Source organism: Rhodonellum sp., from assembly GCF_030656585.1.
Lineage (GTDB): Bacteria > Bacteroidota > Bacteroidia > Cytophagales > Cyclobacteriaceae > Rhodonellum > Rhodonellum psychrophilum.
In genome coordinates, this window is the sequence record NZ_JAUSPP010000042.1 from 129,621 (window position 1) to 141,489 (window position 11,869).

The window sequence follows — 11,869 nt, forward strand, 5'->3', positions numbered from 1 at the left end:
AGCAATTGAGTAAAATTGCGATAAGGAAAGTTATGGTAGAAATGGTCATTAATGGCATCAGGATTAGGCCTGGGCAGTCTTTGAATATAGCGATTGCGATTGCCCGTCTTCCTTCCCACACGTTGATCGATTTGCCTATTTTTATCAAAAGAGCAAAAGAAGAAGGGCCTGTGGTTCTTCTTTCTGGCGGAGTCCACGGGGATGAGATCAATGGCATCGTAGCAGTGAGACGAATGTTGGAAGAAGATCAATTCACACCACTGAAAGGAACCCTCATTTTTATTCCGTTGGTCAATATTTATGGATTTTTGAGCAGTTCGAGGACTTTTCCGGATGGTAGGGATTTGAATAGAACTTTTCCGGGTAGCAGAAAAGGTTCATTGGCATCCCAAATTGCATTTATTCTCAGCAATGAAATCATTCCCTTGATAGACTATGGCGTCGATATTCATACAGGGGGAAGGATGCTTTCCAATTACCCGCAAATCAGGGTGGATTTCAAGGATAAAAAAGGAATGGAGCTCGCACATGCTTTTGGATCTCAATTTATCTTGAATGCACCCCATATCGATAGGTCCTTCCGAAAGGAAGCTTACAAAAGAAGAAAGCATATCTTGGTTTACGAGGGTGGAGAATCCATGAGACTCGATGACTATGCGGTAGAAGAAGCTGTTGCGGGTACAAAAAGGCTTTTGGTTCATCTTGGAATGATGGAAGGAGAATCCTCTCAAAAAGAAAGTACCGTGATCAAGGAAAGTTCTTGGATAAGAGCCAAAGTATCAGGTATTTTTAATTCCTCTATTCAATTGGGGGATGCCGTTAGGAAAGGACAGATTTTGGCAAAAATATCAGATCCATACGGACAAGTTAAAGTACCGGTCAAAAGCACCACGAATGGATTTGTGGTTGGGCTAAACAACAATCCGGTTGTGAATGCAGGGGACGCTTTGATCCATGTAGGAAGGACTTAATCTCAATTAAATATAGTGATCTGATATTGCGCCAGGAAAATATATTTCAATGAAAAGAGTGGGATACCCCTGATAGACATTATGGCTTTCGGGAAGAATCCTTCAACCCGTTTTATGCATTACCAATTCTATTCCGTTCTGAAATCACCTAATGATCAGTTGGTTGTTTACTGTTTTTGACTCCACCATTTTGGAATATACATTGTTCTCCAAAAAGTCTGATTTTCTTTTAGTTGTAGCGCCATCTAATGCATATTTCGGGTTCCATTAGGATTTCTGGCAGGGAACTTCTGAAATTTGGTAGTTACTGTAAATATTATGGATATTCGTATTGTAAAATAAACGAGGCGGAACCATCAGATTCCGCCTCGTTTATTTTGGTTCAATATTGCTGAATTTTTAGAGCAGCGACACGAAATTGGGCATGAAAAATTCCCCATCGGTAATCAACAACTCCTGTCGAGAACCCAAATCACCCGTTGCAGACATATCGAAAGCAATGGCCTGAAATTCGCCATAACTGCCTTCGGTGGTTATTTGAGTAAATTTCAATCTAGCGTCATCACGTGCTCCGGGATTTAAACTTTGGAGTAAAGTGGCCCCAAAGGTCTTGCCATTTTCATCAAAATAAACAATACTGATTCTGGGTACTATTGTATTGTTAACAGTGAGTGGTTCCTGCATTTTGTATTCAATACCGGATTCCGCTTCCTCTGTGCTTCTTAGAGAAATTACGATCGCATTTTTTTCTGGATCAGCCCCGGTCACCATCGTGAAAAATATGATTTTGTTGATGCTATTGGGTGCATCAAGGAAAACAATACCAGAATCCTTATTTGCCCTAAATTCTTTTTGTACACCATTGACCTTGAATCTGTAATAATAATCAGGTCTTGGATCATCGTCTTTACAGGATGTCAAAACAATCAAGAGAATGGCAAGCAATAGAATATTTTTAATGATCTTCATTTCATGGATTTGATTTAGCCCGAAAGATGCTGATTTTACGTGAATTTCGGAATGGTGTTTCTGAAAAATCAAGAAAATAGATTTTTGAATACCCACCCAAAAACGGAGAACGTTTGCCAAGAGGTATGTAAAACAGAAAACCGATGAGTGGACCATCGGTTTTCTGTTTTAAAAGATTCAATTCTCAAAGAAATTTCTGAAAAATCAAGCCTTGGTGGAATCATGAAGTTTTCCCAATTCCATATCGATTGTCCAAAGGCCAATACCTTCTTCCCCAATGATTTCAAATAACTCCAGCGCTCTTCTTGCCAAAGTTTCTTCCTCTCTTTGTTCGGTCACATACCATTGCATGAAACTAAAAGTAGCAAAATCCTTCACACCAAAAGAATGGTCCACAATGGCGTTGATGGACTTGGTCACCTTGATTTCATGCTCTAAGATCAACTCAAAAATCTCTCTTAGGGAATTGAAGTGTTGTCGGATCCCTGTGATTTCGGGTTGAATGGAATGCCCTCCAGCCTCATTGATATAATGAAAGATTTTCAACATATGCATCCTTTCTTCATCGGCATGGGTGTAGAGGTATTGTGCAGCATTTGCATAACCCATCATGTGGCACCAAGATGCCATTGAAAGATAATAAGCTGAAGACTGTCCCTCCATTTCGATCTGCTGGTTCAGTAGTTTTTCTGTATCGTGCAATAATGAACGTCTAAGCGTTACTATTTCTTTTGGTTTCATATCCTTTTTCATATATACAAACTTAACCAAATTTAAAATCGATCACTTCATTAAAATTTTGTTTTTCTGAAATTTAGAATTGAATTAAGTAAAGACAAAAGATACAGTTTTGATCCCTCCCATCCGAAATCAAGGACAGGAGTCAAATTGACTCATGCTGTTTGATTTGAATTCAATTCCCCTCATATTTTCCTTTTCTATTTATTTTGCCTGAAATAGGGGTTATATTGGGATTTTGAATTTCCAGTGGAATCAATAAAAAACCAAACCCATTAACCAAATCATTTTACCATGAACTCAAGAAGAAGATTTATTCAAAATAGCCTGCTGGCGACAGCTGGGCTAAGTATTCCCACCTTCGTTTCGGCGGAAGAATTGCACACAATGGCAAGGAAAATATCGCCTTCCGATCAACTTAATTTTGGATTGATTGGCTGCAAAGGAATGGGTTGGTCTGATATGAGCGCCCATCTTAAAATACCCCAAGTAAATTGTGTGGCGCTTGCGGATATTGATCAGAGCGTCTTGAACCAAAGGGCAGAGGATGTTTTCAAGCTGAGAGGCAAAAAGCCAAAACTATATTCAGATTACAGGAAAATGCTTGAAGACAAAGATATAGACGTCATTATCATCGGTACACCTGACCATTGGCATTGTCTAAACATGATCGATAGTTTGTCTGCTGGGAAACACGTTTACGTGGAAAAGCCCATTGCCAATACCATTGAAGAATGCAATCTGATGGTCAAGGCCCAACAACGCTACGGAAAGATGGTCCAAGTGGGCCAATGGCAGCGAAGTGGTTCTCAATATGCCGAAGCCATTGATTATGTTAAATCCGGAAAACTGGGACAAATCAGACTGGTCAAATGCTGGGCCTATCAAGGATGGATGAAACCTGTACCTGTCTTGCCAGATGGGCCTGTACCAGCAGGTGTGGATTATGACATGTGGCTGGGACCTGCACCAAAAAGACCTTTCAATCCAAATCGTTTTCATTTCAACTTCAGGTGGTTTTGGGATTATGCTGGTGGGCTGATGACGGATTGGGGCGTCCATGAAATTGATATCGCTCTTTATGCCATGGGAGTGACCGCTCCAAAATCCGTCATGGCCTCAGGAGGAAAACTCGCATATCCAGATGATGCATCCGAAACACCAGATACCCTCCAAACAGTCTACGAATTTGAAGGATTCAACTTGCTCTGGGAACATGCTACGGGTATAGATGGAGGAAATTATGGTACGACTGAAGGAATTGCATTCATTGGAAACAATGGGACTTTGGTGGTCAATAGGGGAGGATGGAAAGTGATTCCTGAAACCGAGACAAAAGATGGCCAAAGATCACCGAAAGTTGAGGAGGTACCGCATAGAGGACCAAATGGGAATGCCCTAGAGTTGCATACCGTTGGTTTCGTAAATGCAATCACCCAGAATGATGCTTCATTGCTTACCTGTGGTATTGAAACCGGAAGTATCGCTGCCATCAATGCGCAAATGGGAAACATTGCTTATAAATTGGGTAAAAAGATATATTGGGATGCCGATAAAGGTCTTTTCACAGATCCTCAAGCCAATGAACTGATCAAAGCCAATTACCAAAATGGCTGGAAGCTACCCGTTGTTTAAGATTCATAGAGATTGAGTTAACTAAAAACCACCAAATCCCATGCGTATGTGCATCGTGATTTGGTGGCTTTTTTAATCCACTTTCCGTAAAATCGGATATTCCTGATTACCAATCATTTTCTCTTTTCAATTGTGGCCATTCATTTTTCAAAATACTGAAATAAAGCGTATCTCTCCTTCTGTTTTTGGTCATCAGCGTATGGCTTCTCAGCACCCCTTCTTCAATGGCTCCGATATTCCGCAGGGCTTTTCTTGCCTGTCTATTCAAAACATCGGTTTTGAATTCCACTCTTTCCAAGTCCAACACTTCAAAACAATGGCTCAACATGAGTTGCTTGATTTGGTGATTGATTCCGATACCCTGAAACTGCTGTCCCAGCCATGTCCATCCGATTTCCAGTCTTGAATCCCTCGAAGAAATATTGCCAAAGGCTGAAGATCCTATCAATAAATCCGTGTTCTTATCGATGATCACAAATTGTAGTCTTTCCTTTCGAAAAGCCGGCTGGGCCCATTCGGTTATCCCCGTGATGGTGGAAAGATCATGGGTATAAAACATCCACATATTGGGTGCGCCTGTCAAAGGTAGCAGTTCAACAAGATCTTCCTGTACCAGCGGGCGCAAGAGGACATTATCATTTTCAATAGTTAAATTAAAATCTATCAAGGTCGTAGGGGACTAGCCCATTATTTCTAAAAGTGCTTTGTTGAAAAATTGTACTTCTTCTATCGTGCCAGTACTTACCCTGCACCAATCCTGAAAAGGCGGAAAGGGTCTGCCGATAATGATGTTTTTTTCAAGCATTTGATTGGCAAGTATTTTCACATCCCTATTTGCATGGAAAAACACAAAATTCGCTTGGGATGGTAAATGCTCAAGTTTCAATTGATCAAGTGTATTTGTGATTAAATTTCTGGCTTCTTTGTTTTTTTGAAGGCTAAAATTGTAAAATTCCACATCTTTTAAGGCTGCTTTTCCAGCCTCGATTGCCATGATATTGGTATTGGCCACTACCCGTTCCGATAATTTTGCTGCCAATTCAGGCTTTGCCACCAAGTATCCCAACCTGATGCCTGCTAAACCATAAACCTTGGACAAAGTTTTGGACACAATCACATTTTTGCCTTGTTTCACCAATTGTACCATTGAGGGATAATTGGGCTCTTCAATATAATCACAATAGGCTTCGTCACTGAATACAATTGCTTTTTGGCTAACCGAGTCACAAAAGTCCAGCACCTGCTTGGCAGGGAGCAATTTCCCGGTTGGGTTATTTGGATTGCATAGGAAGACCAATTTGGTTTTGGCGCTCACTCTTTTTTCAATTTCATTCAGATCATAATTCATTTCCCTATCCAAAGGGACCCAATTGATATCCGCACCCCAAATTTCAGCGTAGGTCATCATGGACAAAAATGTCGGCAAACCGGAGAGTATCTCATCACCGGGTCCAGCGAAAGTGATTCCCGCTATTTTCAATCCTTCAGTGGATCCTGCAACCAAAACGATGTGGTCTGCTGGAACTCCTTCTTTTTTGGCAATCATCTCCTGAAGTTCCCCGTTGTAGGACCAAGGGTAGCGACAGCCAAGATCGAAAGCAGCTTCCATGGCCAATCTAACTTTTTGTGAAGGCCCGTAGGGGTTTTCATTGGATCCCAACCTGATCTGTCCATCAAAAGGTCTTGGATTAAATTTATTTTTTTCTGCTGCTGAAAGGCCAGAGATCCCTCCAACTCCAGCAAGCATTGCAAAACCACTAGTAATCGAGGCATTTTTGAGCCATTGTCTTCTTGAAATCGTCATAGGTTGTGGTTTATTTTGACCTAGAAAAGGTAATAAGTTTAAGAATTCTATCCAAACAATTTATTCTGTTTGGAATTTAAACCCATAAAAACCTAGGTTTGACGGCATGTTTTGTCAAATCAATAAATTATCGCAAAATAAATACTGTATAATTATCAATTTAAAAATTAAATTCTTAAATTTTATGATATACTTATTTATTAATCTTAGACCCAGAAAAAATAAGCCATGAAAAAGTTATCGATTACTTTGATTATTGTGTTGTTCATGCTCAGTTGGGCTCAGGCTCAAGAACCACGATATTTGGTCATTGAATTCATCAAGGTGGAGACTGGTCAAATGTATGATTTTATTGAGCACAAGGACTTTATGGGAAAAGTCTATCAAGTTGCTGTAAACGACAAAAAAATTACCGGTTGGGATTTTTGGTCTTTGCAATCCGGGGCAGACAGTGGAGAGTTTCAATACATTACCATCACATATTACAAAGATCCAGTATCGATGATGAATGGGATTTCTGATGATGATCTGGTAAAATATGCCATGATTGCCTATCCACATCTCGGAGACAAGCAAATCCGGGATTTGTATGGCCGGTCATTGCTCAGCAGGGACCTTGCCCAACGATCGTACATGGCAGAAATCGCGACCACAAAGGATAATTTTAAAATGAGCAAAGGTGTCTTGGCTTCATTCGACCTGATGAAGGCGGTGGAAGGACGCTTCGATGAATATGAAAAGGCCGAGAGGGAAGTTTTTCTTCCAATTCATCAAAAGCGTATCAATAGAGGATTGATGGGAAGCTGGAGCTTATTGCGAACCGCACTGCCTTTCGGCAGTGAAGCCAAATCGACACATTTGACAATAAATCTATACAAGGATTATCTGCAGTTTTTCAATGCACAGGAATTTGAGGATTTGGAGTCCACCGCAGAACAAAGGGCTGCGGAAGAAAAAGGATTGAAATCCAGAGATCAAAAATGGGTATATCTCGCCACGCTGGAGAACTTGATTAGATAATACTGGCAATTTTTATTTAGAATCAGAAAAGCCACAGTTTTATAATGCCGTGGCTTTTCTGATTTAGATAAATTCCAGATTAACCCTGAAGAATTTTTTCAATATCATTTAGTTCGTCCTTTGAAAAAACAAAATTTTGAACAGCTTTAATATTGTCTTCCAACTGTTCTGGTTTGCTTACACCAACCAAAACAGTGGTTATTCTCGGGTCTTTCAACAACCAAGAGATGGCCATCTGTGCTAAGGATTGACCGCGGCCCAAAGCAATCAGATTCAAGGCTTTTACTTTCTTGAGTATCTCTTCGGTGATGTTTCCTTCTTTCAGGTATCTTCCATCTTTGGCAATGCGGCTGTCTTCCGGTATCCCTTTTATGTATTTATCCGTGAGCATTCCTTGCTCCAAAGGAGAGAAAGCAATAGATCCGATTCCCTCTTTTTCAATCACATCAAGCAATCCATTTTCCACCCATCTGTCAAACATGCTGTATCGAGGTTGATGGATCAGGCAAGGAGTACCCAATTCCTTGAGGATTTTTGATGCTTTGAAAGTTTCCTCAGCGCTGTATTGCGAGATGCCCACATACAATGCTTTTCCCTGTCTTACGATTTGGTCCAAAGCGCCCATGGTTTCTTCCATCGGGGTATCTGGATCAGGCCTGTGGTGATAAAATATATCCACATACTCCAAACCCATTCTTTTTAAACTCTGGTCAAGAGACGCAATCAGGTATTTTTTTGATCCATGATTGCCGTATGGACCAGGCCACATATCCCATCCGGCTTTTGTGGAAATAATCAATTCGTCTCTGTAGGATTCAAAATCCTTCTCCATGATGCGTCCAAAAGTCTCTTCTGCAGAACCAAATGGCGGTCCGTAATTATTGGCAAGATCGAAATGTGTAATTCCAGAATCAAAGGCTTTTCGAAGGATGGTTCTGGCATTTTTGAAGTCGGCATTGTGTCCGAAATTATGCCATAATCCCAGAGAGATCAATGGCAATAATATTCCGCTGTTTCCACATCTTCGGAAAGGCATCTCACTGTACCGAGAAGGATTGGGTAAATACGGAGGTAAAGGATTGTGATCGTTGATTTGCATGGTTTTTTAGGTTTGTTGTATTCAAATAACTGGATTTTTTTGGTCTTATAATAATTTCATTCACAAGGCTCCATCTTTTTAGAGAAAGAATATACCTGAAACAACAGAAACGGCTGCAATGATAAAAACTACCAATATGGGTTTCCATGCATATTGGATCCATTCTTTGTATGAAATCCGTGCTGCTGCCAGTATTGCCATCAAACCACCATTGCTCGGTGTGACCAAATCCATAATGCCCGCCCCATACTGATACGCAAGCACGACCACTTGCCGGGACATCCCGATCAGGTCAGCAATGGGCGTCAGTAGGGGCATAGTCAAGACAGCTTGGCCAGATGTGCTGGGAACAGGTATATGCAATATGGCTTGTGAGAGCATCATGCCAACGGCCGATAAGCCCAGAGGGAGATTTTCCAAAGGATTAAACAAAGCGTAAATAATGGTGTCGATAACCAATCCTTCTTGAAGGATGAGGTAAATGCTCCTTGCCAAACCAACGATGATCCCTGCAAAAACCATTTCGGAAAATCCTTCTGAATAGGCTTTAGCGGTTCCATTTATTCCTAACTTTCCAATAATTCCAGCCAACAAACCCATGGCAAAGAAGATTGCGGACATCTCATTGTAATCCCAAGACCAATTGGTGAGTCCATAGATCATGATGACAAAAGTCAAGGCTACCAAAAGTAAAATAAACGTATGGGAAACGGATATTTTACCGGGAATTTCAGGATGGATTTCTTCTTGGTTCTCTTGGTCTTTTCCGGTTCGGATCACATAGACAATCCAAAAAATCAAGGCGATTCCTAGAAATACCATCCTAAAAACACCTCCCGAGAATAGCGGCACCTCCGCAATATTCTGGGCAATGATTACTGAAAATGGATTTGTCGGACCAAAGGAACCACCTATCAAGGCAGAACCCAAACTGATGGCAACAACTGCGGTTTTCTTATAACCAATCTTATTGCTCAACAACATCAGCAAGGGGACCATGGCAATTATCTCTTCCTGTAACCCATTCAATGCTCCTGCAGTGGCAAATAGGAGCCCCACAATGACCAACAAAAAGGCCTTGGCATTTTTGAATTTATGAATTAGGCTTTCCAGGCCAGATTGGAATGCCCCGGTTTTGTCCACAACATAGAAGGCACCACCAATGATCAAAATCAAAACCACCACTTCAGCGCCTTCAACGATTCCCTGGGGAACACTCAGGAACATATTGCCGATGCTGACAGGCCGATTTTCAATCGTTTTATAACTGCCCTGAATCACGACCTCCCTTCCCGTACTTTCATCCAATTTCCTGTCAAACAATCCGGCAGGAATCAAATAAGTCATAATAGTGGCCAAGCCAACAAAGGCCAGCATAATGATCATAGGATGGGGAAAAGCGATTTTCATAAAAGAGGTTAGATTTGGGGTGATTGGCTTAAAATGGTGAAGGGTTTTTGTCAAAGAATGGCATGAAAGGGAATCAATCCCATTTTACTCCTATCAGATATTTTAGGTGAATTGGGAAAGAATTTCTTTAGCCATTTGGGCAACACCAATGGTAGCGGGAGCTTGGATTGCATGGAGGTTTTCAATCCCTCCAGTAGCTGGAATGGATACATCCACGATGTATTTTGGGATTTCTTTTGGGGCGTATTGCAATAATCCGGCAGCAGGATAGACCATAAGTGAAGTCCCTACGACCGCAAAGATATCCGCATTGCTGCAAATTTCTATCGCTTTATCCATCATGGGGACCATTTCTCCGAACCACACAATAAATGGTCTTAATTGACTTCCTTTTTTACAGGTATCACCTAATTTGATTTCCCATGAAGTCATTTCATAAACTAGGGAAGGGTCTAAAGTGCTTTGTGATTTAAACAATTCACCGTGAAGGTGGATGACCTTACTTGACCCAGCCCGCTCATGGAGGTTGTCTACATTTTGGGTCACGATGCTGACATCAAAGTATTTTTCCAATCTAGCCAATTCCAAATGCCCGGCATTGGGTTTTACCGCCAATGCTTGCTTCCTTCTTTGGTTATAAAAATCCAAAACCAAGGTTTTGTTTTTCCTCCAACCCTCAGGTGATGCAACTTCCATCACATCATGTCCTTCCCAAAGTCCATCACTGTCTCTAAAAGTACGAATTCCACTCTCTGCAGAAATTCCCGCTCCTGTCAATACAACTAGTTTTTTCATCCAAGTCTAATAAGAAGGTAATTTAAATGCAATCACCCATTATTTCAAATCCAACGCTTGATTACCCAAAAATTTGAATACATCATATTGTATGATTGGACATTGGAAGCATTGATAGGTCTTTGGATAAGAAAACGTTTGCTTATCTTTTCGAATTTTGGTTTTGCGTATAATATATTGGTTTCACAGCATAAAAAAAGCCAGAGAATTGATCTCTGGCTTCTGATTAGGCTTTCTTTTTAGTGAATTTACCTCTTTTCTTTTCGGGTTGATTTTCAATGATTTCCAATGTCTCCGCATACGTTAAGTCTTCTGCGATTTTGTCTTTTGGAATCTTGAAATTGTTTTTACCGAATTTAATGTAAGGCCCCCAACGTCCGTTTAAAAGTTGGATTTCTGGGTTTTCATCAAAAGCTTTGATATACTTCTTTTCATCCGCCTCTCTCTTATCCTTGATCAGTTGAATGGCTTCTTCTTCTGTGATACTTAAGGGATCCTGTTCCTTACCCAATGACACAAATTTATCATCGTGTTTGATGTAAGGTCCAAATCGACCAAGAGCTGCGACTATACTTTTTTCTTCAAAAAGTCCGACTTCCCTTGGCAGTTTGAATAACTCCATGGCATCCTCCATGGTGATATTTTCTATAAACTGTCCTTTTTTAAGACTTGCAAATTTCTTCTCCTCGTCTTCCTGATCTCCGATCTGAACCAAAGGACCAAATTTTCCCAATCTGACGATAACGGGTTTATTGGTCTTGGGATCAATTCCCAATTCCCTGGAGCTGTTCACATCTGCGCGGGAGACATTTGCTGTTTCTTCTACCCTTGCATGGAATTTTCCGTAGAAATTTTCGAGCATATCTTCCCAATTTTGGGTTCCCTGTGCGATCTGATCAAATTCTTTCTCCACTCGGGCAGTGAAAGTAAAGTCAATCACATTGGGGAAATGCTCCACAAGGAAATCATTGACCACCATGGCCACGTTGGTGGGAAACAATTTATTCTTATCCGCTCCCGCAATTTCAGTTTTGGATTCTTTGTTGAATTGTCCATCGACAATTTTCATCTCCACGTATTTTCTGTCTTTACCGTCCCTGGACTCTTTGACTACGTAATCTCTTTTTTGAATGGTGGAAATGGTTGGTGCATAGGTAGAAGGTCTTCCTATGCCCATTTCTTCCAGTTTTTTCACCAAAGATGCCTCAGTATATCTCGGGGCAGGTCTGGTGAAAGTTTCCTTGGCCTTCATCTCGATCAAGTCCAACATTTGACCTATAGTCAACGGAGGAAGCAATCCCTTGTTTCCGTTTTCCTCATCCTCTGGTTCATCATCCGTACTTTCGATATACACCTTCAAAAAACCCTCGAATTTGATGACTTCCCCACTTGCAGATAGGGTTTGGGGAATGGTTGAAATCCCAATGG

11 protein-coding genes are annotated in these 11,869 nt (G+C 40.9%); 3 read left to right on the forward strand and 8 right to left on the reverse strand.

All coding sequences use genetic code 11. The features are described 5' to 3' along the window. The first annotated feature begins 32 nt into the window (after positions 1-32). Entirely contained in the window at positions 33-971 is a 939-nt protein-coding gene (locus Q7J63_RS11320; RefSeq protein ID WP_304886216.1) for a succinylglutamate desuccinylase/aspartoacylase family protein, read from the forward strand. A gap of 399 nt (positions 972-1,370) precedes the next feature. Here the strand turns inward: Q7J63_RS11320 and Q7J63_RS11325 are convergent, their stop codons facing one another. Together Q7J63_RS11325 and Q7J63_RS11330 are read right to left on the reverse strand one after the other, a co-directional pair. Further along, positions 1,371-1,940 carry a hypothetical protein gene (locus Q7J63_RS11325; RefSeq protein WP_304886200.1) on the reverse strand — a complete coding sequence of 190 codons (570 nt, stop codon included), beginning with the start codon at positions 1,938-1,940 and terminating at the stop codon, positions 1,371-1,373. Positions 1,941-2,144: 204 nt separating this feature from the next. After that, the gene (locus tag Q7J63_RS11330; protein ID WP_019598719.1) at positions 2,145-2,693 is read right to left on the reverse strand and encodes a ferritin; all 549 of its coding nucleotides are present in this window, start codon (positions 2,691-2,693) and stop codon (positions 2,145-2,147) included. 279 nt (positions 2,694-2,972) lie between these two features. On the opposite strand from Q7J63_RS11330, the gene Q7J63_RS11335 reads away from it, so the two are divergent. After that, the gene (locus Q7J63_RS11335) at positions 2,973-4,313 is read left to right on the forward strand and encodes a Gfo/Idh/MocA family protein (RefSeq protein WP_304886202.1); all 1,341 of its coding nucleotides are present in this window, start codon (positions 2,973-2,975) and stop codon (positions 4,311-4,313) included. A 106-nt stretch (positions 4,314-4,419) separates the two neighbouring features. On the opposite strand, the gene Q7J63_RS11340 is transcribed toward Q7J63_RS11335, so the two are convergent. Beyond that, the gene (locus Q7J63_RS11340) at positions 4,420-4,938 is read right to left on the reverse strand and encodes a GNAT family N-acetyltransferase (RefSeq protein ID WP_304886204.1); all 519 of its coding nucleotides are present in this window, start codon (positions 4,936-4,938) and stop codon (positions 4,420-4,422) included. 54 nt (positions 4,939-4,992) lie between these two features. Then, entirely contained in the window at positions 4,993-6,117 is a 1,125-nt protein-coding gene (locus Q7J63_RS11345) for a histidinol-phosphate transaminase (RefSeq protein ID WP_304886205.1), read from the reverse strand. Between the two features lie 228 nt (positions 6,118-6,345). Between Q7J63_RS11345 and Q7J63_RS11350 the strand changes: the two genes are divergently transcribed. Further along, positions 6,346-7,137: a hypothetical protein gene (locus tag Q7J63_RS11350; RefSeq protein WP_304886206.1), complete on the forward strand. Its 792-nt coding sequence runs from the start codon at positions 6,346-6,348 to the stop codon at positions 7,135-7,137. A gap of 79 nt (positions 7,138-7,216) precedes the next feature. Here the strand turns inward: Q7J63_RS11350 and mgrA are convergent, their stop codons facing one another. The 4 genes from mgrA to Q7J63_RS11370 form a co-directional block, all read right to left on the reverse strand. Beyond that, complete coding sequence (mgrA, locus tag Q7J63_RS11355) at positions 7,217-8,236, reverse strand: L-glyceraldehyde 3-phosphate reductase (protein ID WP_304886208.1); 1,020 nt, start codon at positions 8,234-8,236, stop codon at positions 7,217-7,219. 78 nt (positions 8,237-8,314) lie between these two features. Beyond that, positions 8,315-9,646 carry a YfcC family protein gene (locus Q7J63_RS11360; protein ID WP_304886210.1) on the reverse strand — a complete coding sequence of 444 codons (1,332 nt, stop codon included), beginning with the start codon at positions 9,644-9,646 and terminating at the stop codon, positions 8,315-8,317. Between the two features lie 102 nt (positions 9,647-9,748). Then, the gene (locus Q7J63_RS11365) at positions 9,749-10,441 is read right to left on the reverse strand and encodes an NAD-dependent deacylase (RefSeq protein ID WP_304886212.1); all 693 of its coding nucleotides are present in this window, start codon (positions 10,439-10,441) and stop codon (positions 9,749-9,751) included. A gap of 226 nt (positions 10,442-10,667) precedes the next feature. After that, positions 10,668-11,869: topoisomerase C-terminal repeat-containing protein (locus tag Q7J63_RS11370; protein WP_304886214.1), on the reverse strand; the 1,202-nt coding region annotated here is incomplete at its 5' end.